Below are 25,506 nucleotides of genomic sequence, written 5' to 3' on the forward strand. Positions count from 1 at the left end.
TGAACTTACGGGCCTGAACAGGCCCGTTTTTTTGTCCGCAATCCAGCGCAAACCGGAACAATGCCCATCGGCGCGTCCCACCCTACGTCTTTTCCCCCAGCTTATGCCGCGCGGCGTACAGGCAGATCATCTCCATCGCCAGGGTGGCGCCGGCCAGCGCGGTGACCTCGGCGTTGTCGTAGGGCGGCGCCACTTCCACCACGTCCATGCCGATCAGGTTGATGCCGCGCAGCCCGCGCAGGATTTCCAGCGCCTGATGGCTGGAAAGGCCGCCACACACCGGTGTGCCGGTGCCGGGGGCGAAGGCCGGGTCGAGGCAGTCGATGTCGAAGGTCAGGTACACCGGATGCTCGCCCACCCGCGCGCGAATGCGCTCGGCGATCTGCTCCGGCGTGCTGCGGTGCACCTCGCGGGCATCGAGCACCTGGAAGCCCATCACGTCGTCGTTGGTGGTGCGCAGGCCGACCTGCACCGAGCGCGCCGGATCGACCAGCCCTTCGCGCGCGGCGTGATAGAACATGGTGCCGTGGTCGATGCGTTTGCCCTCCTCGTCCGGCCAAGTGTCGCTGTGCGCGTCGAAGTGGATCAGCGCCAGCTTGCCGTGCTTCCTGGCATGCGCCTTGAGCAGCGGGTAGCTGATGAAATGATCGCCGCCCAAGGTCAGCAACGCGCTACCGGCTTCTAGAATGCGCGTGGCATGCGCCTCGATCACCTCCGGGGTGTCCTGTGGCGTGCCGTGGTCGAACAGGCAATCGCCATAATCGACGCAGGCGAGCACATCGAAGGGGTCGAACTCCCAGGGGAAATGCCGCGCCCAGGCTGACTGGATCGAGGCGGCACGGATCGCCCGCGGGCCGAAGCGGCTGCCGGGCCGGTTGGTGGTGGCGGTGTCGAACGGCACGCCGCTGATGGCCAGGTCCACGCCGGTGAGGTCACGGCTGTAGCGCCGGCGCATGAAGCTGGTGATGCCGGCGTAGGTGGGTTCGGCGGCAGTGCCGTAGAGGCTGGCGCGGGTGATAGCCTGGTCGTTGTCGAAGGCTTGATCCATGGTCGGGTACTCGTTTCGGTGATGTTCGCGAGCAGAGCTCGCTCCTACAGACTCAGTACTGGCTGCGGAAGGCCGTCCACAGACGGGTGCGCTGACGCTGCTCGCGCAGGCTCAGCACTTCTTCGGCGAACAGGCGCTCGCGCACGGCTTCGGGCGGGTAGATGTCCGGGTCGCCACTCACCGCCTCGTCCAGCAACGGCGTGGCCGCGTGGTTGGCGTTGGCGAAGAACAGTTCGTTGGTCAGCTCGGCAATGGCTTCGGGCTGCAGCATGAAGTCGATGAACGCGCGGGCGTTGCCTGGGTGCGGCGCATCGGCGGGAATGGCCATGGTGTCGAACCAGATCAGTGTGCCTTCGCGTGGAATGCGGTAGAGCACTTCGAAGGGTTGCCCGGCCTCGGCAGCACGCGCAGCGGCCATGCCGGCATCGCCGGTGTAGGTCAGCGCCAGGCAGGTTTCGCCCTTGGCCAGATCATCGATCTGCCGGGCATTGCCGATGTAGCGCAGGTTCGGTTGTAGCGCGGCGAGCAAGGCGCTGGCTGCGTCCAGATCAGCGGCCTTGGCACTGTAGGGCGGCTTGCCCAGGTAGTTGAGGGTGATGGCGATCACCTCTTGCGGCGAGTCGAGCACGGAGATGCCGCAGTCCTTGAGCTTGCTGGCGTACTCGGGCTTGAACAGCAGGTCGAGGCTGTCCAGCGCCACACCGGGTAGGCGCTGTTCGACGGCCTGCTTGTTGATCGCCAGGCCCACGGTACCCCAGGTGTACGGCACGCCGTACTGGTTGCCGGGGTCGACGCTGGCCAGCTTGGCCAGCAGTTCGGGGTCGAGGTTGCTGGCGTTTTTCAGCGCCCCCACTGGTTGCAGCGCCTTGGCCTGGATCGCCCGCGACAGGCCGCTGGAAGCGGGAAAGACCACGTCATAACCACTGCCCCCGGTCATCAGCTTGCTCTCCAGCACATCGGTGCTGTCGAAGGTGTCGTATTTGACCCGGATGCCGGTCTCGGCCTGAAAGCGCGCGAGTGCCTGCGGCGCCACGTAGTCGGCCCAGTTGTACAGGTTGAGCTGTTTCGGCTCCGCCATCAGCGGCGTGGCGATGGCCAGAAGCAGCAGGCTTGCAGCAAGACGCATGGTTCTATCCTCGGGCAGATGCGGTTGGCCGTGCCTCTCTGCTGGAGGCTAGGTTCTGTACGAAAAGTGCCTGCGCTCGGTGATGCTTCGTTAAAAATGGGTTCGGAATGCTCATTTACAGCTCGTAAATTCCGCTTCCTCACCCATTTTTGCCTCGCCTGACCTTCGCTCGACGACTTTTCGTACAGAACCGGGCATGTCGGCATCCTGCACCCGGCGTTACTTCGGATAAATTCGAAGTGTTCTACTCCAACATCGACAGTCATCAATGTATGGAGCCGCCCATGCTCAGCCAATTGCGCGACCTCGATCTGCAACTGTTGCGCTTGTTCGTCACCGTGGTGGAGAGCGGCGGCTTCAGCGCCGCGCAGGGTGAGCTGGGCATCGGCCAGTCGACCATCAGCACGCAGATGGCCAAGCTGGAAACGCGCCTGGGCTTTCGCCTGTGCGAGCGCGGCAAGGCCGGCTTTCGCCTGACGCCCAAGGGCGAGCAGGTGCTGGCTGCCACACGCAAGCTGTTCGCCGCCATCGAGACGTTCAAGGGCGAAGCGCAGGGCATGGCCGACAAGCTGCTCGGTGAGCTGCGCATCGGTCTATCGGAGGCGCTGTCGGACGAGGTGATCGAGCGTATCGGCAAGGCCGTCGGACGTTTTCGCCAGCGTAACCAGGCGGTGCAGATCGAACTGCTCAGCGCCATGCCCGCCGAACTGGAACGACGCCTGCTGCAGGATCAGCTGCAACTGGCCATCGGCTATTTTTCCGGCAGCCAGACGGCGCTGGACTACCAGCCGCTGTTCGACGAGCGCCAGCGCCTGTACTGCGGCAGCCAACACCCGCTGTTCGCGCGGCAAACGCTGAGTGCCGACGACCTGCAGGACTGCGACCGGGTTGTGCATCCCTATCGCTTCATCGCCGCCCACGAGCCCTGGCAAGGCGGCACAAGCAGCGCGCGCTGCGAGCAGGTCGAGGGCAGCCTGGCGTTCATCCTCTCCGGCGCGCACCTGGGCTATCTGCCCGAGCACATTGCCCAACCCTGGGTGAACCGCGGCGGCCTGCGCGCGCTGCCCGGCACCTGGGACTTCACCGTGCAGTTTCGCCTGGCCAGTCACCGTGGCCATCCGCCCAGCGAGGCGCAGAAGGCCTTCAGCGAAGATCTGCTGGCTGCATTCAGCACCTGCTGAAACATCCGGGGTCTATAGTGGTTGTTCCTTCCTCACCACACCTTCTGGAGTACACATGAGCAAGACTTACAACGTCGCCGTACTGGTCGGCAGCCTGCGCAAAGCCTCCATCAACCGCAAACTGGCCCTGGCGCTGGCCGATCTGGCGCCCGCCTCACTGAATCTGGAAATCCTCGAGATCGGTGACCTGCCGCTGTACAACGAAGACGCCGACGGCGACAGCGCTCCGGCCTCCTACGCGCCGTTTCGCAGCAAGCTCAAGGCAGCCGACGCGGTGCTGTTCATCACCCCCGAATACAACCGTTCGATCCCCGGCGCGATGAAGAACGCCATCGATGTCGGCTCGCGCCCATACGGCCAGAGCGGCTTCAGCGGCAAGCCGGGCGCCGTGCTCAGCGCCTCGCCAGGTGCCATCGGCGGCTTCGGCGCCAACCACCACCTGCGCCAGTGCCTGGTGTTCCTCGACGTGCACGTGCTGCAGCAGCCAGAAGCTTATCTCGGCGGTGCCGGCAACTTCTTCGACGAGAACGGCGTGCTCAGCGACGGCATCAAACCCTTCCTGCAGAAGTTCATAGACGCCTATGCGGCGTGGGTGGCCAAGCAGGCCTGACGCCCTGCGCCGCCCTTTCCGGGCGGCGTTTCACACTGCCGATATGCCTTGATACGTGGCCTGAATGACACTGGCGACTAGACCGACCGGTCTACATAATCCAGGCCATGACCAAGCCCACTCGCGACAAACTCATCGACGCCATGATCGACGCCCTGCAACGCAAGGGTCTACATGGCGTTGGTTTGAACGAACTGCTGGCCGCCGCCGATGCGCCCAAGGGCAGCCTTTATCACCACTTCCCGAACGGCAAGAGCGAACTGGCCGTGGCCGCCATCGAGCGTGTCGGCCAGCGCGCCGAGCAGGCATTCGCTGTGCTCTTCGAGCGTCAGTCCGATCCACTCGATGCGCTGACCACCTGGCTGCAGGGTGCGCTTGGCCACTTGCAGGAAAGCGCCTTCGAACGCGGCTGCCCGCTGGCCACCGTCGCCCTGGAAAGCGGCCCGCAAGATCATGAAATTCGTGCAGCCCTGGCCAATGCCTTCGCCGCCATTCGCCAGGCCCTGCAGCAGCAGTTGCAACGTCACGGTTACCCGCAACCGCAGGGCCTGGCCACCTTGTTCATCGCCCTCTACGAAGGCGGTCTGCTGCAGGCCCGTGTCGCCGGCAGCAGCGAGCCTCTGAAACAGGCCGTCGACACCCTGCTCCACCTGACCCGCCAGCACCGCATGGAGCCTACCTGACATGAGCACGAGCATTCGCCGCGAAACCCAGCCCCTGCTGGCCCTCGACGACTATCCGCTGGCCGCCACGCGCTACCACTCTGAGCGCCCCCAGGCGCAATTGCTGATCGCCGGCGCCACTGGCGTGCCGCAAGGCTTCTATCGGCGCTTCGCTGAGCATGCTGCCAGCCGCGGCTTCAACACTCTGACTCTGGACTATCGCGGCATCGGCCAATCCAGGCCCGACAGCCTGCGTGGTTTCGAGATGGAGTATCTGGACTGGGCCAATCTTGACCTGGCCGCGGCGGTGGATCAGCACCGGCACGCCGAGCGTCCGCTGTTCATGATCGGCCACTCCTTCGGCGGCCATGCCTTCGGCCTGCTGCCCAATCATGATCAGGTCGCCGGCTTCTACACCTTCGGCACCGGCGCCGGCTGGCACGGCTGGATGCCCAAGGCCGAGCAAGTGCGCGTACTGGCCATGTGGCGGGTGATCGGCCCGCTGATGACGCGCTACAAGGGCTACCTGGCCTGGAGCAAGCTGGGCATGGGCGAAGACCTGCCGCTGGGCGTCTACCGCCAGTGGAAGCGCTGGTGCCGTTTCCCCCGCTACTTCTTCGACGACCCGCAGATGCCGGGGCTGGCCGAGCGCTTCGCTCAGGTGAACACGCCGATGGTGGCGCTCAACAGTCTGGACGACCTGTGGGCCCCGCCTGCCTCACGCGATGCCTTCATGGCTGCGTACGTCAACGCGCCCTACCAGGCGCGCACGCTCGACTCGCAGGCGGAAGGCCTGGGCACCATTGGTCATATGGGGTATTTCCGCCCGGCGGCGCAGCGCCTCTGGGACGAGACTCTGGATTGGTTCGAGCAATTGCGCATCGAACAACGCGCGGCATAAGCCGTCCGCTGAAAATCCATGGGCCAGAAAAAAAGAAAACCCCGCGATTGCGGGGCCTTGCAGACTGTAGTCCTGACATCCTTGATCTGCTCACCATCCTGGCGGCTGTCCAGCGTGTCCCTGTTTGTCTAGGCGCTTCCTGCGCTGAATCCATGTGCGGCAGAGTACGCCCGTACCTGATCAACCGACAGTGGCGATATTCGGCACATCGTGTAAGCCATGGCTTACATGGAGCCACCCTTCATCAGCCGTCTCGCTTTGCCCTGACCATCCCGGGTTGGGCGAACGCATTTGGCCATGTTTTTTGTGACGTACGTCTTGCTAGACTGCATCTTGTCCTACAAAAACAACAGACTCCGACAACGGCGGTCACTGGGGCTAGAGTATGCGCGCAGTCACCTTGCTTCTTGGTTGCCTGGCAACCGGCATCAGCAGCTTCTCCCTGGCCAATGGCCAGACCCAACTGGACGATGCCAAACAGGCCATCGATCAGGCGTTCTGGCAGGAGCTCTACGGCAGTGGTGGCACCACGCTCTACTGCGGCCAGACCTTCGCCCGCGAAAGCGGCACCCTGACTGCCAGCCCGATCTACAGCAGCAAGCAGCTCAAGAGCGCGATGCGCTGCGTCACCGACCGCCAGTGCACCATCATGAACCCGCGCTATCCGTACATCGTCGCCGACCAGCACAACTACTACCCAGCGCTGACCCGCGTCGAGCTGGTGCGGCGCAACGCTCAGTTCGCCGAACTGGCCGATGACGTGCCGAGCAAGTTCGCTGACATCGGCTGCGACCTGAAAACCAGCTTCCAACTGGTGGAGCCGCGGGACGAAGCCAAGGGCAATATCGCCCGCGCGATCTTCTACATGCATATCGAGTACGGCCTGCCCATCGTCGGCCTGGTGCCAATGTACAAGGCCTGGCACCGCATGGACCCGCCGGATGCCGAGGAAAAGGCGCGCAACGACAAGATCGAGGTACTGCAGGGCACGCGCAATCGCTTTATCGACGATCCTTCGCTAGTGGATCAGCTGATCAGCGACTGACTTCGATCACTGTGGGAGGGGCTTTAGCCGCGACGAAGCCACTGCAGATCGCCGGCAAGCCGGCTCCTACGGTTTGTAGAAAGCCTACGCTCTGCGCTTGTGCAGCGAACGCAGCTTGTAGCGGTCACCGGGATGGATCAGCCGCGCGTAGCTGATCAGGTGATCGTCCGACCAGGTACGGCGGATCACGCTCAGGCAGGGCATGGCCGGGTCGATCTGCAGCAGCTCGGCCGTGCGCGCATCCGCCAGTACCGCCTCCACCACATGCTCGACATCCGAGATCGGGCAACTGGCGACCAGAACTTCGTTGGGCGTGACCTGGGTGAAGTCGCTTTGCAGGTAATGCGGCACCCAGCGCGGATTGACGAAACGATCCTCGAGCTGGATCGGCAGGCCGTCCTGCAGGTGCACGAGGATGCTGTGAAACACCTCGCCGCCCAGGCGCAGCCCCAGGCGCAGGGCCACCTCGTCATCGGCGGCGATGGCTTCGCAACGCACCACTTCGTTGCTGTATTCGTGACCGCGACCGCGCACTTCACTGGCGATATTCATCACCTCGTGCAGCGGCGACTCGGCCTTACGGTCGGTGACGAAAGTGCCAAGCCCGGCCTGACGCACCAGATAGCCCTTTTGCACAAGGTTCTGGATCGCCTTGTTGGCGGTCATGCGACTGACGGAGAAATCCCGCGCCAGTTGCTCCTCGGGCGGGATCTGGTGATTGACCGGATAGGCGCCGCCGTGAATGCGCTCGAGGAGGAAATCCTCGATGGCCTTGTAGCGCGGGGTGGGACTGGTCACGGCTGCTCCTTGGGTATGCCCGGTGCGCGGATGATAGCGCCCACCGCTACGACTGGCAGTAGCGCCGTTGCCGAAACGCCGGAGTGCCAGCGCGTAGGGCGGGCTCAGGAGCGAAGCGAACAGCACGCCGGGCCATGCCGAGCTCGGCACCACAACCTACGGATAGCACCCCAACGGCGTACTGCTTCGCGAGTACGCCCTACATTTCTGCGCGGCTCAGCCTACCGACGGCAGCATGCCGGCTGGCAGCAGCGGCGTCAGCACGCGCTCGGCGAGCAGTGCATCGGCGGCGGCGATGTCCGGGGCGAAGAAGCGGTCCTCGACGTAGTACGGCACCTTGGCGCGCAACGCCTGACGGGCCTGTTCCAGCGCCGGCGTGCTCTTCAGTCCTTCGCGGAAGTCCAGGCCCTGGCAGGCGCCCAGCCATTCCACGGCCAGCACGCCGCGGGTGTTGGCAGCCATGTCCCACAGGCGCTTGCCAGCGGCCGGCGCCATGGATACGTGGTCTTCCTGGTTGGCCGAAGTCGGCAGGCTGTCGACGCTGTGCGGGTGGGCCAAGGCCTTGTTCTCGCTGGCCAATGCCGCCGCGGTGACCTGGGCGATCATGAAACCGGAGTTGACCCCGCCATTGGCCACCAGGAACGGCGGCAGCTGCGACATGTGCTTGTCCATCATCAGCGAGATACGCCGCTCCGAAAGCGCGCCGATTTCAGCGATGGCCAGGGCGATATTGTCGGCGGCCATGGCCACCGGCTCGGCGTGGAAGTTGCCACCGGAAATCACCTCGCCTTCAGCGGCGAACACCAGCGGGTTGTCGGAGACCGCGTTGGCCTCGACGCCGAGCACTTCGGCAGCCTGGCGCAGTTGGGTCAGGCAGGCGCCCATGACCTGTGGCTGGCAGCGCAGCGAGTACGGGTCCTGCACCTTGTCGCAGGCGGCGTGGGAACGGCCGATCTCGCTGCTGTCACTCAGCAGATGGCGGAACGCCGCCGCCGCGTCGATCTGCCCGCGCTGACCGCGTGCGGCATGGATACGTGCATCGAAGGGCGAGCGCGAACCGAGCAGCGCCTCGACGCTGAGCGCGCCACAAACGCTGGCGGCGGCGTACAGGTCTTCACCTTCGAACAGGCCACGCAGGGCGTAAGCGGTGGACACCTGCGTACCATTGAGCAGCGCCAGGCCCTCCTTGGCAGCCAGGGTCATCGGCTGCAGGCCGGCGATGGCCAGCGCCTCGGTGGCCGGCAGCCATTGGCCCTTGTGGCGCGCCTGGCTTTCACCGAGCAGCACCAGCGACATATGCGCCAGCGGCGCCAGGTCACCGGACGCGCCGACCGAGCCTTTCAGCGGGATATGCGGGTAGACCTCGGCGTTGACCAGGGCGATCAGCGCCTCGATCACCTGGCGGCGGATGCCGGAGAAACCGCGCGCCAGGCTGTTGATCTTGAGCAGCATGATCAGGCGCACCATGGCGTCGCTCAGCGGCTCGCCGATGCCGGCGGCGTGGGACAGCACCAGCGAACGCTGCAGCTTTTCCAGATCGTCGTTGGCGATGCGGGTCGAGGCCAGCAGGCCGAAGCCGGTGTTGATGCCGTAGGCGGTGCGGCCCTCGGCGATGATCTGGTTGACGCAGGCAACACTGGCGTCGATGGCCTGATGGGCGCTGGCGTCCAGGGTCAGGTGCACGGGCGCCTGGTAGGCGGCGCGCAGGTCGGCCAGGGTCAGGTGGCCGGGTTTCAGGTTAAGCGTATTCATGGAATCTCTTTCCTCAGCCGATCATCGGCAGGTTCAAACCCTGCTCACGGGCGCAATCGATGGCGATCTGGTAACCGGCGTCGGCGTGACGCATCACGCCAGTGCCCGGGTCGTTGGTCAGCACGCGGGCAATGCGCGCGGCGGCTTCATCGGTGCCATCGCAGACGATGACCATACCCGAATGCTGGGAGAAACCCATGCCCACGCCACCGCCGTGGTGCAGCGACACCCAGGTCGCGCCGCTCGCGGTATTGAGCAGCGCGTTGAGCAGCGGCCAGTCGGACACGGCATCGGAGCCGTCCTGCATCGCTTCGGTCTCGCGGTTGGGGCTGGACACCGAGCCGCTGTCCAAGTGGTCGCGGCCGATCACGATGGGCGCACTCAGCTCACCCGAACGCACCATCTCGTTGAAGGCCAGGCCGAGCTTGGCACGCAGACCCAGGCCGACCCAGCAGATACGCGCCGGCAGACCCTGGAAGGCGATGCGCTCGCGGGCCATGTCCAGCCAGCGGTGCAGGTGGGCATCGTCCGGGATCAGTTCCTTGACCTTGGCGTCGGTCTTGTAGATGTCCTCGGGGTTGCCGGACAGCGCCGCCCAGCGGAACGGGCCGATGCCGCGGCAGAACAGCGGACGGATGTAGGCCGGGACGAAACCGGGGAAGTCGAAGGCATTGCCCACGCCCTCTTCCTTGGCCATCTGGCGGATGTTGTTGCCGTAGTCGAAGGTCGGCACGCCCATCTTCTGGAAGTCGAGCATGGCCTTTACATGCACAGCCATGGACTGCTTGGCAGCCTTGACCACGCCAGCAGGGTCGGTGGCTGCACGATCCTTGTACTCGGCCCAGCTCCAGCCGATCGGCAGGTAGCCATTGAGCGGGTCGTGGGCGCTGGTCTGGTCGGTGACCATGTCCGGGCGCACGCCACGGCGCACCAACTCCGGCAGGATCTCGGCAGCGTTGCCCAGCAGGGCGACGGAGATAGCCTTGCCTTCGGCGCAGTACTTGGCGATGCGCGCGAGGGCGTCGTCCAGATCAGTGGCCTGCTCGTCGACGTAACGGCTGCGCAGGCGGAAATCGATGCTGCTCTGCTGGCATTCGATATTCAGCGAGCAGGCGCCGGCCAGGGTCGCGGCCAACGGCTGGGCGCCGCCCATGCCACCGAGGCCTGCGGTCAGCACCCAGCGGCCCTTGAGGTTGCCGGCGTAGTGCTGGCGACCGGCCTCGACGAAGGTCTCGTAGGTGCCCTGGACGATGCCCTGGCTGCCGATGTAGATCCAGCTGCCGGCGGTCATCTGGCCGTACATGGCCAGGCCCTTGGCATCCAGCTCGTTGAAGTGCTCCCAGCTCGCCCAGTGCGGCACCAGGTTGGAGTTGGCGATCAGCACGCGCGGCGCGTTGCTATGGGTCTTGAACACGCCGACCGGCTTGCCGGACTGCACCAGCAGGGTCTCGTCGTCGTTCAGGTTGGTCAGGCTCTCGACGATCTTGTCATAGCACTCCCAGTTGCGCGCGGCGCGGCCGATACCGCCGTACACCACCAACTCCTTGGGGTTCTCGGCCACGTCCGGGTCGAGGTTGTTCATCAGCATGCGCAGCGGCGCTTCGGTCAGCCAGCTCTTGGCGGTGAGCGTGGTGCCGCGCGGGGCGCGGATTTCGGTGTCGCGGTATTTGGTGGTCACAGCGGTTTCCTCCTGTTGTTCGGCGCTCAGAGGCTGAGCAGATGAATCAGGCGCGCCGCCACCTTGGCGGTGCGGTTGTCGATGTCGTATTCGGGGTTGAGCTCGGCCAGGTCGGCCAGGCGCAGCTTGCCGCTGGCCTTGAGCCGTTCGAGCAGCGGCTCCAGCAGCTCCAGGCGCACGCCACGGGCGGCCGGCGCGCTGACGCCCGGCGCTTCGCAGGCCGGCAGCACGTCGATGTCGATGGTCAGGTAGAGCGCGTCGCACTCGGCGGCGAAGACGTCCAGCTCGGCGCCGATGGCATCGAGGGTCGACTCGCGAATCTCATGATCCTCGCGCACCAGCACGTTCAGCTCGGCAGCGCGGGCGAACAGCGCGCGGGTGTTACTGGCGCGGCTGACGCCAAGGCAGGCGTAGCGGAATGGCCAGCCGCGTGCGGCGCACTGCTCGGCGATCTGCGCGAAGGGCGTGCCGGAGGAATGCACATGGGTCGGGTCGCGCAGGTCGAAATGGGCATCGAAATTGATGATGCCGATTTTTGGAGCGGGGTTGCCAGACAGATGCTCGGCCAGACCCGACCAGCTACCGAAGGCGACTTCATGCCCACCACCGATCACCAGCGGCAGATGGCCGGCGTCCAGCAGCGCGCAGACGTTTTGGCCGAGGCGCGCCTGGGCAGCTTCCAGGTCGCCATCCTCGCAGGTCACGTCACCGGCGTCATAGGCCGGCGCCTGGCGATGCCAGGCCAGGTTGGCCAGCGCTTTGCGCACGCATTGCGGCGCAGCGGCTGCGCCGACGCGGCCATGATTGCGGCGCACGCCTTCGTCGCAGGCGAAGCCGAGCAGGGCCAAGCCCGGCTCACTACCGGCGGAGAGCGAGCGGATGCGCTGGTGCCAGCGCGCGCTGTCGGTTTCCGGGTCGGTGCGACCGCTCCAGGCAGCCATCGAATGACGATCAGCGAGCATAGGTCACGACTCCATTGAACACGCGCTGGCGCAGACGTCCGGCCTGCACCGCGTAGGCCAGCTCGGCCGGTTGCTGGACATCCCACAGGCACAAATCCGCCGGAGCGCCGACGGCGATGCGGCCGAGGTCGGGTAGGCCGAGGGCGCGGGCGCCATGGGCGGTCATACCGGCCAGGGCTTCGCGCGGGGTGAGGCGAAACAGGGTGCAGGCCAGGTTGGCCATCAGCGTTGGCATGCAGATCGGCGAGGTGCCGGGGTTGGCATCGCTGGCCACGGCCATCGGTACGCCGTAATGGCGCAGCAGTTCGATGGGCGGCAACTGGGTTTCGCGCAGCACATGGAATGCGCCGGGCAATAGCACGGCGACCGTGCCGGCTTCGGCCATGGCGCGCACGCCGGGCTCATCCAGGTATTCGATATGGTCGGCGGACAGCGCGCCGTAGCTTGCGGCCAAGGCACTGCCGCCGAGGTTGGACAGTTGCTCGGCATGAGCCTTGATCGCCAGGCCATGGGCCTGAGCCGCCTGGTAGATGCGCTCGCACTGCGCCGGGGAAAAGCCGATGCCCTCGCAGAACACGTCCACTGCATCGGCCAGCCCTTCACGGGCAGCGGCCGGGATCATCTCATCGCAGACCAGGCTGACGTAGTCGTCGGCGCGGCCGGCATATTCCGGCGGCAGAGCGTGGGCACCAAGCAGCGTGGTCAGCACTCGCACCGGGCGCAGTTCGCCGAGGCGGCGGGCCACGCGCAGCATCTTCAGTTCGTCGGCAAGGGTCAGGCCGTAACCGGACTTTATCTCCACTGTGGTCACGCCATCGGCCAGCAGCGCATCGAGACGCGGCAGGCTGGCGGCGATCAGCTCGTCTTCGCTGGCGGCGCGGGTGGCGCGTACGCTGCTGATGATTCCACCGCCGTTACGGGCGATGGTTTCGTAGCTGACACCTTCCAGGCGCTGCTCGAATTCACCAGCGCGGTCACCGGCGTAGACCAAATGGGTGTGGCAATCGACCAGCCCCGGAGTCATCACGCCGCCACGCCCAGCTTCGACTGCACCTTGAGCCAGCGCCTCGTCGAAGGTGCGCGACGGCCACAGGCCGGCGATGCAACCGTCCTCGACCAGCAGGTTCATCGCCTCGTCCAGCTGCGCCAGGCCGTCGAAGACCTGCACATCGCGCCAGAGCTGTTTCGAGGTGGAATGCATCGACATGGGATTCTCCCGGCTTATTTTGTATATACAATATGAATGGATCGAATCGGCGTCAAGCCATGAGCAACGGTCTGACCCTATGATCACAATACCAAGCAAGGCATATGCAGCACGCCTTGATAGCCCTGAATAGAGCCTGAACGACCTCTATCTGAAGACATCTTCGCCGACCTAGTGATCGAGACCGTTTGTCGCTCAACTACTATGTATATACATTTGGAGAGATCATGCCCTGCCTCCCGCTAGACCCCGCAACCGCTCGCGCGATGCCCTGGAAGAACGGTGGCGGCACCACAGTAGAGTTGGCCATTTCGCCAGCGGATGCCGATCTGGAGGATTTCGCCTGGCGAATCAGCACTGCTCAGGTGGCAGTGGATGGTGCCTTTTCCAGCTTCCCGGGCATCGACCGCAGCCTGGCCGTGCTCGCTGGTGACGGCATGTGCCTGCAACACGCCGACGGGCGGCGCGAAACGCTGCTCAGCGGTGACGCCATCGCGGTGTTCAGCGGCGAAGAGGCGATCAGCGCACAACTGCTGGACGGCCCGATCACCGACCTCAATCTGATGACCCGACGAGGCCTCTGGATGCATCAGGTGCAGTTGCTGAAATGGCAGGGAACCCGAAGGCTGGAGAACGATGCGGCGGTGATGCTGCTGTGGAATGGGGGCCAGACCGCAGTCGACGTGAATGCTGGCGGCGCGATGCACCCGCTAACGGCGGGCAATGGCCTGCTGATCGAGAACGAACCCGGCCAATTACACCTGCACGCACACCGCCCCGCCCTGCTCTACGTGGCCTGGCTGAACCCGTGCGCACACTGAAATAAAAAGCCCCGGCGCGCGGGCCGGGGCTCATTTGTGCGCGGCAGCGTGATTAGAACTGCGCAGCGTCCAGCAGGTACAGCGATTCGCTACCTGCCTTGACCGACGCACTCAGCGAGTGAATGCGCGGCAGCAGGCGAGCGAAGTAGAAGCGCGCGGTGCCCAGCTTGCTGGCGTAGAACTCGTCCTGCCCTTCCTTGCCGATCGCAGCTCGTGCCATCAATGCCCACATATAGGCATAGGCGGTGTAGCCGAACACGTGCAGGTATTCGACCGAAGCAGCACCGATTTCGTTGGGGTTGCCCTTGGCCCGGTCCAGCACCCAGGCGGTCAGCTCATCGAGGTTCTGCACGGCAGCCGCCAGCGGCTTGGTGAACTCGGCGAGGTTGGCGTCAGCGGAGGCGACGAAGCCCTTGATTTCGTCGGCCAGGTGCTTGTAGAAGCTGCCGCCGCTGCCAACGATCTTGCGCCCCATGAGGTCCAGCGACTGGATACCGTTGGTGCCTTCGTAGATCTGGGTGATGCGGCAGTCGCGCACCAGCTGCTCCTGGCCCCACTCGCGAATGAAGCCGTGGCCACCGAAGATCTGCTGACCATGCACAGTGGTTTCCAGCGCCATGTCGGTGAGGAAGGCCTTGGCCACCGGCGTCAGCAGAGCGACCAGTTCGTCGGCGCGCTGGGCGGTGGCCTTGTCCTCGCTGTACTTGGCGGTGTCGAGTTGCATGGCGACGTAGCTGGAGAAGGCGCGACCGCCCTCATTCAGCGCTTTCATGGTCAGCAGCATGCGACGCACGTCCGGATGCACGATGATCGGGTCGGCGGCTTTGTCCTTGGCCACCGGGCCGGTCGGCGCACGGCTCTGAATACGCTCGCGAGCGTACTCGATGGCGCTCTGGTAGCTGCGCTCGCCCAGGGCCAGGCCCTGGATGCCAACGCCCAGGCGCTCGTAGTTCATCATGGTGAACATGGCATTGAGGCCCTTGTTCACTTCACCCACCAGGTAACCGGTGGCACCGTCGAAGTTCATCACGCAGGTGGCCGAGGCCTTGATGCCCATCTTGTGCTCGATGGAGCCGCAACCCAGCGCGTTGTTCTCACCGAGGGAGCCGTCGGCGTTAACCATCACCTTGGGCACGATGAACAGCGAGATGCCCTTCGGGCCAGCTGGTGCGTCCGGCAGCTTGGCCAGCACCAGATGGATGATGTTCTCGGTCAGGTCGTGCTCGCCACCAGTGATGAAGATCTTGGTACCGCTGATCTTGTAACTGCCGTCAGCCTGAGGTTCGGCCTTGGTGCGGATGATGCCCAGGTCGGTACCGGCATGCGGCTCGGTCAGGCACATGGAACCGGCCCAGACGCCGGCGTACATGTTCGGCAGGTACTGCGCCTTCAGCTCTTCGCTGGCGTGGTTGAGGATCGACAGGCAGGCGCCGGCGGTCAGCATCGGATACAGGCCGAAGGACAGGTTGGCCGAGTTGACCATTTCCTCGACCTGGGCGCCGATCACCTTGGGCATGCCCATGCCGCCGAATTCCGGCGAGCCACCAACACCGACCCAACCGCCCTCGGCGTAGGTCTGGTAGGCCTCGGGGAAACCGGCCGGGGTTTTCACCGCGCCGTTGTCCCAGGAGCAGCCTTCTTCGTCACCGCTGCGGTTCAGCGGGGCGATGCTGCCCGCCGTGACTTTGCCAGCTTCTTCCAGGATGGCACTGGCGGTCTCGGCATCGACCACCTCGGCCAGGGCCGGCAGCTCGGCCCAGAGCTTGGAGACTTCGAATACTTCATTGAGCACGAAGCGCATGTCGCGCAGGGGGGCTTTGTAATCGGCCATGACACATCCTCGAAAACGGACTTACGTGAGAGGACCGAGTTTACTTGAACAACTTTATAGACACATAGGGTCGTGTTGTGACCAATTATTCACAAGAGGTCACTAACTCCCTGATGTGAAAACCGCTCTACAACGGGCCGAGAAATGGGCGTGACCGTTCGTCTGCCGGACGACTACTCTCGATCCGCTGCCAGCTTCACAGCCCCGTGACGCTGCCCGGCGCTACGGATGCAATTGCGCCCGGCGGCCTTGGCGCTGTACAGCGCCTTGTCCGCCTCCTTGATCACTTCCTGCGGCGTTCGCTGCTCGGCCTGACGCTCGGCGACGCCCATGCTCACGGTCACCGATACCTCGCTGGCGGTCTTGCCGGCCCTGCGCTGCTTGCCTTCACGATCATCGCGCGGCCGGCTTTGCGAGTCGCGCAGTTGCATGCGGTACTGCTCGATGCCTATACGCACCGCTTCCATGTGCGGCATGCATTGCTCCACGGTCTTGCCAGGAAACAGCAAGGTGAACTCCTCACCGCCATAGCGGTAGGCCTTGCCACCGCCACCGACCTTGCGCATTTGGCTGGCGACCAGACGCAACACCTGATCCCCCACATCATGGCCGTGGGTATCGTTGAATTTCTTGAAGTGATCGACATCGACCATGGCAATCACATAATCACGCCCCAGGCGCTGCAGACGCTCGTTGAGCGCGCGCCGCCCCGGCAGCCCCGTGAGCTCGTCACGAAAGGCCATCTGGTAGGCCTCGTGCGCTACCGCCGCGACCAGCATGAGCATCACCATGCTGATCATCACCTGCAGCGCATTGGCCAGGATGAACACCTGCGGCAGCATCCACAGCAAACCGCACAGCCCCATCAGTTGCGCCGCGTGCAGCGGCCTTGGCCGACGCAGGTACTGCACCAGCAGAACGATGAAGGCGACCAGGAACGCCACGTAAACCAACTGCGCCAGGCTCATCCAGGCGCCATGCAACGACGGCCAGTGAATCTTAGCCAACCAGTCGGCAATACCCTGCGGATAACGGCGCGCCAAACCAAAGGCCACCGCGCTGACTGCCAGCAAGATCAGGGCGCGGGCGAACATGTCCTGCAGCAGGTGCGAACGTTCCTCCCAGCAGCCGTAGAGGGCATAGAGCAGCGGTAGCAACAGGCAGATCAGATGGAAGACCAGAACCGCATCGTCGCGGATCTGGCCATTGTCACGAAAGTGATCGACCTGGATATCCAGCAGGAAGTAGCCAACATACAGCACCAGCAGCAGGAAAATTTCCCGCTGACGGCCATAGACCAGACAGAACGCGCCGCCGAGCAGCAACAGCAACGTCGGCAATACATTGAACAGGGAGATGAAGAACTCGCTCAGCACCGGCAAGCGTGCAGCCACCAACCCGCCGACCAGCAAGGGCAACGACGAATAGAAGTGACTGAGGCGCAAATTGGCCAGACGGATCACGCTGACATCCTGAGCGAGAGATGGAGGCATTCTGCCTGCTTCGACTCTTGAAAACAGCGACAGGATGCGACATTCCCTTCAGTGTCCGGCGCAAAAACCATAACGCCGCCCCAGAGGGCGGCGTTGTGGTTCAACCGATCAGGCCTTAGAAGCCGAGCGCGAAGTGCTCTTCTTCCATTTCCATCAGGTTGCTGGCGCCCGACAGCATGGCTTCGACATGCGTGCGGGTACGCGGCAGGATGCGCGCGAAGTAGAAGCGAGCGGTCTGCAGCTTGGCTTTGTAGAAAGCCTCGTCGCCAGTACCGGCAGCCAGCTTCTCGGCAGCCAGGCGCGCCATGTCGGCCCAGAAGTAGGCCAGGCAGGCGTAGCCGGAGTACATCAGGTAGTCCACGGAGGCGGCACCGACTTCCTCGCGATCTTTCATCGCAGCCATGCCGACTTTCATGGTGATGTCGCCCCACTCCTTGTTCAGCTTGGCCAGCGGCTCGACGAATTCCTTGACGGAATCGTTGCCTTCGTTGGCCTGGCAGAACTTGTGTACGATCTTGGTGAAGTTCTTCAGAGCGCCGCCCTGAGTCATCAGCACCTTGCGGCCCAGCAGGTCGAGCGCCTGAACGCCGGTGGTGCCTTCGTACATCATGGAGATGCGGCAGTCACGCAGGTTCTGCTCCATGCCCCACTCGCTGATGAAGCCGTGGCCACCATAGATCTGCATGCCGTGAGAAGCGGACTCGAAGCCCACTTCGGTCATGAAGGCCTTGGCGATCGGGGTCAGGAAAGCCAGCAGTTCGTCGGCAGCTTTCTTCTCTTCTTCGTCCTGGCTGTGCTGAACGATGTCCACCTGCTTGGCGGTGAAGTAGACCATGGCGCGGTTGCCTTCGGCGAACGCCTTCATGGTCAGTAGCATGCGGCGTACGTCCGGGTGCACGATGATCGGGTCAGCGGCTTTGTCCGGCGCTTTCGGGCCAGTCAGCGAACGCATCTGCAGACGCTCGCGAGCGTACTTGATGCCACCCTGGAAGCCGACTTCGGCGTGGGCCAGGCCTTGCAGCGCGGTACCCAGGCGAGCGGTGTTCATGAAGGTGAACATGCAGTTCAGGCCCTTGTTGGCCGGGCCAATCAGGTAGCCAGTGGCGCCATCGAAGTTCATCACGCAGGTGGCGTTACCGTGGATGCCCATCTTGTGCTCGATGGAGCCACAGGAAACGGCGTTGCGCTCGCCTACGCCGCCTTCGGCGTTCGGCAGGAACTTCGGCACGATGAACAGCGAGATACCCTTGGTACCGGCCGGCGCATCGGGCAGACGGGCCAGAACGATATGGACGATGTTCTCGGCCATGTCGTGCTCACCCGCGGAGATGAAGATCTTGGTACCGGAGACTTTGTAGCTGCCGTCGGCCTGCGGTTCGGCCTTTGTGCGCAGCATGCCCAGGTCGGTACCGCAATGCGGCTCGGTCAGGCACATGGTGCCGGTCCACTCGCCGGAAACCAGCTTGGTCAGGTAGGTGTGCTTCTGCTCGTCGGTGCCGTGAGCGCTCAGGGTGTTCATGGCGCCGTGGGAGAGGCCCGGGTACATGCCCCAGGACCAGTTGGCCGAACCGACCATCTCGCTGACAGCCAGACCGAGCGACTCAGGCAGACCTTGGCCGCCATGCTCGACGTCATGCGCCAGGCTCGGCCAGCCGCCTTCAACGAACTGCTGATAGGCCTCTTTGAAGCCAGTCGGGGTTTTCACACCGGATTCGCTCCAGGTGCAGCCCTCGATGTCACCCACACGGTTCAGCGGAGCCAGAACCTGCTCGCAGAACTTGGCGCCTTCTTCGAGGATGGCGTCGACCATGTCTGGAGTGGCGTCCTGGCAGCCAGGCAGGCTCTGGTAGTGCGCTTCATAACCCAGCAGTTCGTCGCGAACGAAACGAATGTCACGCAAGGGGGCCTTGTAGTCAGGCATAACGGTAAACCTCTGCGGTGGATTCCTAGTAGTTGGGGTGACCGTCTTGGCGGTCGCTCTCGGGATCACTCCCGGCTGCCTGGCCACGAGGCTGCGGCCGAAGCAATCAAACAGGCGTTTGAAACATACGTTTACGCCAACCCCTTGTCAAGCGCTGCCAATCGGCCGACTACGCGACCAGATCGATGCGGAGCTCCGGAGCAAGCAATTCACCCAGTCGCCGATACAGATCAAGATTAGGCGCTGGCGGCGAAGCCTGCTGCGACTGCTCGGCGGGCTGTTCATCGGCGGGTCGAGCCGTGTCATCCGCCTTGCCCTCCGCGTCGGTACCGCTGGCCTCGTCACGCCGCAACTCGGCCAGTTCGACGCGCGCCTGCGCCGCTTGCGCCTGGGCCAGAGCGACTACGCGCAAGTCCTGCGGGGAGGGTTCGATGGGCGCGAGCGCTGCGCGCAGAACGATTTCCATCTTGCGCAGCGTCGCTTCGGGGTCATTGGGGACGGGGGCGGTATCAATGCTGACTTCACCGGAAACGGCGTAACGCTGCCCATCAGGGCCGCGCTTGAAACTGTAGGTCGGTGCTCCCGCGTATTGCCCGCCAACGGCAGCATGCGCCTGCTCGTGAGTACGGACCTCACGATCACGCTGCACGAGGTCGTCGATTTCCAGCTGTTGCTGGCGCTGCTCCTGAGGGCTTGGCTCGGGCTTGTCTGCGCGATTCGATGCGTTGCCTTCGCGATCCGCCTCCTCTCGGCCGGAGGCAGCGGAGTCGGCTTGCTGCTCCTGCGGCGCCGCAACAGGCGCCTGGTCAGCACGGGCAATGTCAGGGGAAACGTCGGACGACAGAGGCCTTGCCGAACTGACGGACGGCGCGGGAGTGAACGGTGGCAGGCTGCTGCCAATCTGCATGAGCGTCCTCCTGCCCCGCTGCTGGCCGCATCCGCGCGGCCGGGGTGAGACGACTTAAGCGCGGGTATCGATCAGGGTGCCCAGCACCTCGTCGGCGGTGTCGACGACACGTGCATTGGCACGTACTTCGTTTTCACCGACACGCAGTGCTACGAGGCTTTCGGTCAGGTCAGGGCGGTTACGCTCAGGTACCTGCGAACTCGGATTGACCTGATTCTGCGGTGGGGTCTGAGTAGTCTGCTGCGACGGGTTGATGGTGTTGCTGGCGATATCACCGGCGGCCTGCTCGACACGGCGTTGCCCGGCCTGAATACCGTTCAAACCCGAATTGAATGCGTTGGCGGAGATTTCCATCGGCAGCCCCCTGAGGGATGTAGAACCTGATAACGGGTATTGAAGCAGAAATCGGCTAAAAAACGTACAGGCAAAAGGCTATGGTCAGTTTGCTGTTTATTACCAGTCAGCCAGCAACTCCAGTTTGAGGTGTTCCGCCACCGCAGCGGCCGTCACACTGTCCAGGTTTGGCACACGCCCCAGGCAAGGCGCTGGCAGGCGCTCGGTGAGGGTGGCGAGATTTTCCTCCAGACGTGAGGTCTTCGGCTCGACGATATTGGCCACCCAGCCGGCCAGTTTCAGCCCATCACGCTCGATCGCCTCTGCACTCAGCAGCGCGTGGTTGATACAGCCCAGGCGTACGCCCACCACCAGAATCACCGGGATGCCCAACGCCACGGCCAGGTCCGACAGGTTTTCCTCACCGGCCAGCGGTACGCGCCAGCCGCCTGCGCCCTCCACCAGCGAGAAATCCGCGCCCTTGCCCAGGATCGCCCGCACCGGCGGCAGCAGGCTGGCAACATCCAGTTTGACGCCTACCTCACGGGCCGCCAGATGCGGGGCAATGGCGGGTTCGAAGGCCAGCGGGTTGACCTCTTCATAGCGCAGCGGCAACGAACACTGGGCGAGCAAGGCCAGCGCGTCGTCGTTGCGCAGGCCATCGGCGGTTCGCATGCAACCGGAAGCGACCGGCTTGGCCGCTGCGGTGCTCAGACCCTGCTGGCGTGCCGCATGGAGCAGGCCAGCGGCGATAGTCGTCTTGCCAATTTCGGTATCCGTACCCGTGACGAAGTAGGCTTGGGTCATCTGATCCTCGTGGGAGCGAGCTCTGCTCGCGAAGCGGGTGGGCGAGCGAGGTCCGTGCCTAGGAAGGTTTCTGCAGCACGCCGTATACCACCTGATAGGTGGCCGGCAGTCCCTGCGGCTGGCGGAAGTGCTCGTAAGCCTCGATCAATGCACGAATGCGCGAGCGCCCCGTCAGCCCACCCGGACGCCCCGGGTTGAGATTGTGCGCACCGAGGTCCTTGAGCGAGGTGGTCAGGCTGCGCAGATCAGGAAAGTGCAGAACCTCCGCCTCGCGTTGCAGCGCCAGCACCTGCAGGCCACTGACCTTGCACATATGCTGATAGGCCTCGAAATGGCGGAAGCGATTGACGTGGACCAGGCCGTCGACCGCCAGCCAGCTGTCACGCAGCTCCTGCAATGTACCGACACACAGGCTGGAGAACGCCAGCACGCCACCGGGACGCAACACCCGCTGCGCTTCGCTCAGCACGCGCGTGAAATCGGCACACCATTGCAGCGCCAGGCTGGAGAACAACAGATCGACGCTGGCGCTTTGCAGCGGTAGCGCTTCGGCATCGCCGGCAATGAAATGCGCAGCACCGCCCTGAGGCCTGGCGTGGCGCAGCATGCCCTCGGCGATATCCACAGCCAGGCCCTCGCTCGGTGCATAACGTTCAGCCAGGGCGCGGGTGAAATGGCCCGTGCCGCTGCCCAGGTCCAGCCAGCGACGCGGCTGTAGCGAAGCAGGCAGACGCGCCAGCAGTTGGTTGCCGACACTGCGTTGCAGCTCGGCCACCGAGTCGTAACTGGCTGCCGCACGGGAAAACGACGCGGCGACCTGACGCTTGTCCGGCAACGCCACATCTCCGTAGGGTGCGCCGTGCGCGCCAGGGAACTCATGAGGCGCCACACGCAGCTCAGACATCGCTGGCCTCACGGATGAAATCGAGCATCAAGACCGCCAGGGCATCTGCCTGCTCGCGCACGAAGGCATGGCCGCATTCTTCCAGCACGTCCACCTCACCCGCTGGCAACAGCGCCAGCAGTGCGTCGCTTGCCGCTGCTGGCACCAGCGCATCCAGCTCGGCCAGCAGGTGCAATTGCGGCCCGTTATACGCGGCCAGCGCAGCGCGATTGTCCAGGCTCGCCAGCAGGCGCAGCCCGGCCAGCAGAGCGGACTCGTCGCAGGTCGACAGATGGCTTTGCAGTTGCCGTGACAGGCCGCGCGCGTCGGCGCCACCCTGGGCACAGAGCATGGCGAAACGTTTGAGCGTAGCGCCGGCATTATCCTGGCAGCTCTCATAAAAGGCTGAGTAGGTCTGTGCCGGCATGGCCGTCGGCCAGGTATCGCTGGCGACGAAACAGGCATTGCTGGCCAAGGTGATCAAACCACGGCAGCGCTTGCCACGACGCGCAGCCAGGACGGCGGCCAACATGCCGCCAAGCGACCAGCCGGCCAGCCAGCAATCATGCGGCAGACGCGTATCCAGCTCGTCGAGCCAATCGGCAGCGGCCGCACTGCTCAGTCGCGGCAGGGCTGGCACCTGCACCTGCATATCGCCACCCAACGCCTTGGCCAGCGGCTGCAGCAAGGCGCCATCCAGGCCCCAGCCCGGCAATAGAATCAGCGTCTCACGCATCGGCCTGCACCTGCGGCCAGCACTCGGCCAGCGCCTCAAGTAGCAGTTCGAGCTGCGCATCGCTGTGCGCAGCGGACAGGGTCACGCGCAAACGGGCGCTGCCAGCCGGTACGGTCGGTGGGCGAATGGCGCCGACCAGCAGGCCGCGATCCTTGAGCAGCGCAGACAGCTTGAGCGCACGCGCACTGTCGCCGACCAGAATCGGCTGAATCGGGGTGGGACTGTCCATCAGGCTCAGGCCGATCTCGGCGGCGCCCTGACGGAAGCGGGCGATCAACCGCTGCAAGTGTTCGCGGCGCCAGCTTTCGCTGCGCAGCAGCTCCAGGCTCGTCAACGTGGCGCAGGCCACCGCCGGCGGTTGGCTGGTGGTGTAGATGTAGGGCCGGGCGAACTGGATCAGCGTCTCGATCAGCTCCTCGCTGCCGGCGACGAAGGCGCCAGCGGTACCAAAGGCCTTGCCCAGTGTGCCGACCAGCACCTGCACGTCATCCTGGCCCAGACCGAAGTGCTCGACAATACCGCCGCCGGTGGAACCCAGCGGGCCGAAGCCATGGGCATCATCGACCATCACCCAGGCCTGCGCGGCACGCGCCTCGGCGCACAAGGCCGGTAGATCGGCCAGATCGCCGTCCATGCTGAACACGCCATCGGTGACCACCAGACAGTTGCCCGTAACCTTGCGCAGGCGGTTGGCCAGGCTCACCGTATCGTTGTGCAGGTAGCGAGAAAAACGCGCGCCGCAGAGCAGTCCGGCATCGAGTAGCGAGGCGTGATTGAGACGATCCTGCAGTACGCTGTCGCCCTGCCCGAGCAAGGTGGTGACGACCGCCAGGTTGGCCATGTAACCGGTGGAGAACAACAGCACACGCGGCCTGCCGGTGAACGCGGCCAGGGCCTCCTCCAGCTCGTGATGCGGGGTGCAGTGGCCGATCACCAGATGCGATGCGCCGCCGCCGACGCCCCATTTTTCAGCGCCCTGCTGCATGGCGCGGATCACTTCGGAGTGGTTGGCCAGGCCTAGATAGTCATTGGAACAGAAGGCCAGTAGCTCCTGATCGTCCGCGCGCACCTGCGGCCCCTGTGGGGTCTGCAACAGCGGGCGTTGGCGGAACAGATCGGCGGCCTGGCGCTCGGCCAGTCGCGTAGCAAGATCGAAGCTCATGCACGTTTTCCGTAGAAACGAGCGTGGCGAGCGAAAAACCAAGACAGGAGGTCATTCGCGAGCAGAGCTCGCTCCCACATAAAAGGAATCAGGCCGAAGCGGCGTTGTAGAACAGCTTGGAATCGCGCTGCTCGACCAGCGCCTGTTCGATGGCCGCCTGGTGCACCTCGTCGGCGTGCTCTTCGCGCTCCTCAGGCTTTATGCCGAGGCGCTTGAACAGGGCCATGTCCTTATCCGCCTGCGGGTTGGCGGTGGTCAGCAGCTTCTCGCCGTAGAAAATCGAGTTGGCGCCCGCCATGAAGGCCAGGGCCTGCATCTGCTCGTTCATCGCCTCGCGGCCGGCAGACAGGCGCACGTGGGATTTCGGCATCATGATCCGTGCCACGGCCAAAGTGCGGATGAAGTCGAACGGGTCGACGTCCTTCTCCTCGGCCAGCGGCGTGCCCTTGACCTTGACCAGCATGTTGATCGGCACGCTTTCCGGGTGCTCCGGCAGGTTGGCCAGCTGGATCAGCAGCCCGGCGCGGTCATCCACCGACTCGCCCATGCCGAGGATGCCGCCCGAGCAGATCTTCATCCCCGCCTCGCGCACGTATGCCAGGGTCTGCAGGCGCTCGCCGTAGGTGCGGGTAGTGATGATGCTGCCGTAGAACTCCGGCGAGGTATCGAGGTTGTGGTTGTAGTAGTCCAGGCCTGCGTCAGCCAGCGCCTGGGTCTGCTCCTGATCGAGGCGACCAAGGGTCATGCAGGTTTCCAGGCCGAGCTTCTTCACGCCCTTCACCATTTCCAGCACGTAAGGCATGTCCTTGGCGGACGGATGCTTCCACGCGGCGCCCATGCAGAAACGCGTGGAGCCGATGGCCTTGGCCTCGGCGGCCGCCTCCAGCACCTTCTGCACTTCCATCAGCTTTTCCTTGTCCAGGCCGGTGTTGTAGTGGCCGGACTGCGGGCAGTACTTGCAGTCTTCCGGGCAGGCGCCGGTCTTGATCGACAGCAGGGTCGAGACCTGCACGCGGTTCGGGTCGAAGTGTTGGCGATGGATGCTCTGCGCCTGGAACAGCAGGTCGTTGAAAGGCTGCTCGAACAGCGCGCGAACCTCGGCGAGGCTCCAGTCGTGGCGGGTGGTGATTTCGGCGGTTGCGCTCATCTGAGAAGTCCTTCGACGCTTGGTGGCATCTGTTGTCAGGCCCACACGGGGCATTCAGGCTTTGGCCATCATAAGTGGCGATTGGATGCTGTCAACCACGACAAAGACACAGGTTTACATATGATCAATTAACAATCAATAGAACTTATGTCATGGCACAAGGCCAAATGCTTACCCCTCCCACAGGATGTTCTGCATGCAGGTTGAAGGTTTTTTTGAAGGGCTCGGCGAAGCGCTGGGTCGCGCCATCCGTTTCATCGTCGACATGTTGTCCGGCGTGCTAGGCGCCATGGCCGATGCCATCGACGACTTTCTCCAGGGTATGGCCAGGGCCATTGGCATGGACGTGTCGATCTTCAGCATCATCCTGCTGATCATCGGCCTGCTGTTCCTGTTCAGCGGCGCTCGTTCACTGCTGCGCGGCTCGATCATCGGCGGGGTGATCTGGCTGTTTCTCGGCCTGATCGTCATGGGCTGGCTCATCCGCTGACGCGA

Annotated in this window: 24 protein-coding genes; 7 read left to right on the forward strand and 17 right to left on the reverse strand. The window is 64.2% G+C overall.

Going from position 1 to position 25,506, the window contains the following annotated elements; all coding sequences use genetic code 11:
- Positions 1-82: 82 nt before the first annotated feature.
- Both speB and CXP40_RS07370 read right to left on the reverse strand, forming a co-directional pair.
- Positions 83-1,048: an agmatinase gene (gene speB / locus CXP40_RS07365; protein WP_106733246.1), complete on the reverse strand. Its 966-nt coding sequence runs from the start codon at positions 1,046-1,048 to the stop codon at positions 83-85.
- Between the two features lie 52 nt (positions 1,049-1,100).
- Positions 1,101-2,174, reverse strand: coding sequence for an extracellular solute-binding protein (locus tag CXP40_RS07370; protein WP_106733247.1), 1,074 nt, complete (start codon positions 2,172-2,174; stop codon positions 1,101-1,103).
- 284 nt (positions 2,175-2,458) lie between these two features.
- Here CXP40_RS07370 and CXP40_RS07380 point away from each other — a divergent pair, with 284 nt between their 5' ends.
- The 5 genes from CXP40_RS07380 (at position 2,459) to CXP40_RS07400 (ending at position 6,573) form a co-directional block, all read left to right on the forward strand.
- Positions 2,459-3,355 carry a LysR family transcriptional regulator gene (locus CXP40_RS07380; protein WP_106733248.1) on the forward strand — a complete coding sequence of 299 codons (897 nt, stop codon included), beginning with the start codon at positions 2,459-2,461 and terminating at the stop codon, positions 3,353-3,355.
- Positions 3,356-3,410: 55 nt separating this feature from the next.
- Entirely contained in the window at positions 3,411-3,965 is a 555-nt protein-coding gene (locus tag CXP40_RS07385) for an NADPH-dependent FMN reductase (RefSeq protein ID WP_106733249.1), read from the forward strand.
- Positions 3,966-4,072: 107 nt separating this feature from the next.
- Positions 4,073-4,648, forward strand: coding sequence for a TetR/AcrR family transcriptional regulator (locus tag CXP40_RS07390; RefSeq protein WP_106733250.1), 576 nt, complete (start codon positions 4,073-4,075; stop codon positions 4,646-4,648).
- A 1-nt stretch (position 4,649) separates the two neighbouring features.
- On the forward strand, positions 4,650-5,528 hold the full coding sequence (locus CXP40_RS07395) for an alpha/beta fold hydrolase (protein ID WP_106733251.1): 879 nt from the start codon (positions 4,650-4,652) through the stop codon (positions 5,526-5,528).
- Positions 5,529-5,913: 385 nt separating this feature from the next.
- Positions 5,914-6,573, forward strand: a complete 660-nt coding sequence (locus CXP40_RS07400; protein WP_106733252.1) for an endonuclease — start codon at positions 5,914-5,916, stop codon at positions 6,571-6,573.
- A gap of 84 nt (positions 6,574-6,657) precedes the next feature.
- Here CXP40_RS07400 and hutC read toward each other — a convergent pair whose 3' ends face one another.
- The 5 genes from hutC to hutI all read right to left on the reverse strand — a co-directional run bounded on the left by hutC (position 6,658) and on the right by hutI (position 12,970).
- Complete coding sequence (hutC, locus tag CXP40_RS07405) at positions 6,658-7,371, reverse strand: histidine utilization repressor (RefSeq protein ID WP_106733253.1); 714 nt, start codon at positions 7,369-7,371, stop codon at positions 6,658-6,660.
- A gap of 216 nt (positions 7,372-7,587) precedes the next feature.
- Positions 7,588-9,123, reverse strand: a complete 1,536-nt coding sequence (hutH, locus tag CXP40_RS07410; RefSeq protein WP_106733254.1) for a histidine ammonia-lyase — start codon at positions 9,121-9,123, stop codon at positions 7,588-7,590.
- A 13-nt stretch (positions 9,124-9,136) separates the two neighbouring features.
- Positions 9,137-10,801 (reverse strand): urocanate hydratase, encoded by a 1,665-nt coding sequence (gene hutU, locus CXP40_RS07415; RefSeq protein WP_106733255.1) that lies wholly within the window; start codon positions 10,799-10,801, stop codon positions 9,137-9,139.
- Between the two features lie 26 nt (positions 10,802-10,827).
- Positions 10,828-11,763: a formimidoylglutamase gene (gene hutG, locus CXP40_RS07420; protein ID WP_106733256.1), complete on the reverse strand. Its 936-nt coding sequence runs from the start codon at positions 11,761-11,763 to the stop codon at positions 10,828-10,830.
- Complete coding sequence (hutI, locus tag CXP40_RS07425; protein WP_106733257.1) at positions 11,753-12,970, reverse strand: imidazolonepropionase; 1,218 nt, start codon at positions 12,968-12,970, stop codon at positions 11,753-11,755. Before hutI ends, hutG begins: the two co-directional genes overlap by 11 nt.
- Before the next feature lie 227 nt (positions 12,971-13,197).
- On the opposite strand from hutI, the gene CXP40_RS07430 reads away from it, so the two are divergent.
- Entirely contained in the window at positions 13,198-13,791 is a 594-nt protein-coding gene (locus CXP40_RS07430; protein WP_106733258.1) for a HutD family protein, read from the forward strand.
- Between the two features lie 52 nt (positions 13,792-13,843).
- On the opposite strand, the gene CXP40_RS07435 is transcribed toward CXP40_RS07430, so the two are convergent.
- From CXP40_RS07435 to bioB, 10 genes are all read right to left on the reverse strand, one after another.
- Positions 13,844-15,622 (reverse strand): acyl-CoA dehydrogenase C-terminal domain-containing protein, encoded by a 1,779-nt coding sequence (locus CXP40_RS07435; RefSeq protein ID WP_106733259.1) that lies wholly within the window; start codon positions 15,620-15,622, stop codon positions 13,844-13,846.
- Between the two features lie 173 nt (positions 15,623-15,795).
- Positions 15,796-17,115 carry a GGDEF domain-containing protein gene (locus tag CXP40_RS07440; protein WP_371916938.1) on the reverse strand — a complete coding sequence of 440 codons (1,320 nt, stop codon included), beginning with the start codon at positions 17,113-17,115 and terminating at the stop codon, positions 15,796-15,798.
- A 115-nt stretch (positions 17,116-17,230) separates the two neighbouring features.
- Entirely contained in the window at positions 17,231-19,036 is a 1,806-nt protein-coding gene (locus tag CXP40_RS07445; RefSeq protein WP_106733261.1) for a phenylacyl-CoA dehydrogenase, read from the reverse strand.
- Positions 19,037-19,205: 169 nt separating this feature from the next.
- A complete protein-coding gene (locus CXP40_RS07450; protein ID WP_106733262.1) occupies positions 19,206-19,943 on the reverse strand; it encodes a putative metalloprotease CJM1_0395 family protein in 738 nt (245 codons plus the stop codon).
- A gap of 54 nt (positions 19,944-19,997) precedes the next feature.
- Positions 19,998-20,297, reverse strand: a complete 300-nt coding sequence (locus CXP40_RS07455) for a hypothetical protein (protein ID WP_106733263.1) — start codon at positions 20,295-20,297, stop codon at positions 19,998-20,000.
- A gap of 99 nt (positions 20,298-20,396) precedes the next feature.
- Positions 20,397-21,083 (reverse strand): dethiobiotin synthase, encoded by a 687-nt coding sequence (gene bioD, locus CXP40_RS07460; RefSeq protein ID WP_106733264.1) that lies wholly within the window; start codon positions 21,081-21,083, stop codon positions 20,397-20,399.
- A gap of 58 nt (positions 21,084-21,141) precedes the next feature.
- The gene (bioC, locus tag CXP40_RS07465; protein WP_256579263.1) at positions 21,142-21,987 is read right to left on the reverse strand and encodes a malonyl-ACP O-methyltransferase BioC; all 846 of its coding nucleotides are present in this window, start codon (positions 21,985-21,987) and stop codon (positions 21,142-21,144) included.
- Positions 21,980-22,702, reverse strand: coding sequence for an alpha/beta fold hydrolase (locus CXP40_RS07470; protein WP_106733265.1), 723 nt, complete (start codon positions 22,700-22,702; stop codon positions 21,980-21,982). Before CXP40_RS07470 ends, bioC begins: the two co-directional genes overlap by 8 nt.
- Positions 22,695-23,864, reverse strand: a complete 1,170-nt coding sequence (gene bioF, locus CXP40_RS07475) for an 8-amino-7-oxononanoate synthase (RefSeq protein WP_106733266.1) — start codon at positions 23,862-23,864, stop codon at positions 22,695-22,697. The genes CXP40_RS07470 and bioF overlap by 8 nt, the downstream gene beginning before the upstream one ends.
- An 88-nt stretch (positions 23,865-23,952) precedes the next feature.
- Entirely contained in the window at positions 23,953-25,011 is a 1,059-nt protein-coding gene (bioB, locus tag CXP40_RS07480; RefSeq protein ID WP_074855420.1) for a biotin synthase BioB, read from the reverse strand.
- Positions 25,012-25,207: 196 nt separating this feature from the next.
- Between bioB and CXP40_RS07485 the strand changes: the two genes are divergently transcribed.
- The gene (locus CXP40_RS07485) at positions 25,208-25,501 is read left to right on the forward strand and encodes a hypothetical protein (protein WP_017675774.1); all 294 of its coding nucleotides are present in this window, start codon (positions 25,208-25,210) and stop codon (positions 25,499-25,501) included.
- Positions 25,502-25,506: the final 5 nt, after the last annotated feature.

The sequence above is a fragment of the Pseudomonas sp. YY-1 genome (assembly GCF_002843095.1).
Lineage (GTDB): Bacteria > Pseudomonadota > Gammaproteobacteria > Pseudomonadales > Pseudomonadaceae > Aquipseudomonas > Aquipseudomonas sediminis_A.

Bases quoted from the DNA above. Each gene is read 5' to 3' on its own strand.
- CXP40_RS07400 (WP_106733252.1), top strand. From the start codon at position 5,914: ATGCGCGCAGTCACCTTGCTTCTTGGTTGCCTGGCAACCGGCATCAGC.
- bioC (WP_256579263.1), bottom strand. From the start codon at position 21,987: ATGTCTGAGCTGCGTGTGGCGCCTCATGAGTTCCCTGGCGCGCACGGC.
- CXP40_RS07380 (WP_106733248.1), top strand. From the start codon at position 2,459: ATGCTCAGCCAATTGCGCGACCTCGATCTGCAACTGTTGCGCTTGTTC.
- CXP40_RS07450 (WP_106733262.1), bottom strand. From the start codon at position 19,943: ATGCAGATTGGCAGCAGCCTGCCACCGTTCACTCCCGCGCCGTCCGTC.
- CXP40_RS07440 (WP_371916938.1), bottom strand. From the start codon at position 17,115: ATGCCTCCATCTCTCGCTCAGGATGTCAGCGTGATCCGTCTGGCCAAT.
- bioB (WP_074855420.1), bottom strand. From the start codon at position 25,011: ATGAGCGCAACCGCCGAAATCACCACCCGCCACGACTGGAGCCTCGCC.
- CXP40_RS07390 (WP_106733250.1), top strand. From the start codon at position 4,073: ATGACCAAGCCCACTCGCGACAAACTCATCGACGCCATGATCGACGCC.
- CXP40_RS07485 (WP_017675774.1), top strand. From the start codon at position 25,208: ATGCAGGTTGAAGGTTTTTTTGAAGGGCTCGGCGAAGCGCTGGGTCGC.
- CXP40_RS07430 (WP_106733258.1), top strand. From the start codon at position 13,198: ATGCCCTGCCTCCCGCTAGACCCCGCAACCGCTCGCGCGATGCCCTGG.
- bioF (WP_106733266.1), bottom strand. From the start codon at position 23,864: ATGAGCTTCGATCTTGCTACGCGACTGGCCGAGCGCCAGGCCGCCGAT.
- bioD (WP_106733264.1), bottom strand. From the start codon at position 21,083: ATGACCCAAGCCTACTTCGTCACGGGTACGGATACCGAAATTGGCAAG.
- hutH (WP_106733254.1), bottom strand. From the start codon at position 9,123: ATGAATACGCTTAACCTGAAACCCGGCCACCTGACCCTGGCCGACCTG.
- CXP40_RS07470 (WP_106733265.1), bottom strand. From the start codon at position 22,702: ATGCGTGAGACGCTGATTCTATTGCCGGGCTGGGGCCTGGATGGCGCC.
- speB (WP_106733246.1), bottom strand. From the start codon at position 1,048: ATGGATCAAGCCTTCGACAACGACCAGGCTATCACCCGCGCCAGCCTC.
- hutI (WP_106733257.1), bottom strand. From the start codon at position 12,970: ATGTCGATGCATTCCACCTCGAAACAGCTCTGGCGCGATGTGCAGGTC.
- CXP40_RS07445 (WP_106733261.1), bottom strand. From the start codon at position 19,036: ATGCCTGACTACAAGGCCCCCTTGCGTGACATTCGTTTCGTTCGCGAC.
- CXP40_RS07395 (WP_106733251.1), top strand. From the start codon at position 4,650: ATGAGCACGAGCATTCGCCGCGAAACCCAGCCCCTGCTGGCCCTCGAC.
- hutG (WP_106733256.1), bottom strand. From the start codon at position 11,763: ATGCTCGCTGATCGTCATTCGATGGCTGCCTGGAGCGGTCGCACCGAC.
- CXP40_RS07385 (WP_106733249.1), top strand. From the start codon at position 3,411: ATGAGCAAGACTTACAACGTCGCCGTACTGGTCGGCAGCCTGCGCAAA.
- CXP40_RS07455 (WP_106733263.1), bottom strand. From the start codon at position 20,297: ATGGAAATCTCCGCCAACGCATTCAATTCGGGTTTGAACGGTATTCAG.
- CXP40_RS07435 (WP_106733259.1), bottom strand. From the start codon at position 15,622: ATGGCCGATTACAAAGCCCCCCTGCGCGACATGCGCTTCGTGCTCAAT.
- CXP40_RS07370 (WP_106733247.1), bottom strand. From the start codon at position 2,174: ATGCGTCTTGCTGCAAGCCTGCTGCTTCTGGCCATCGCCACGCCGCTG.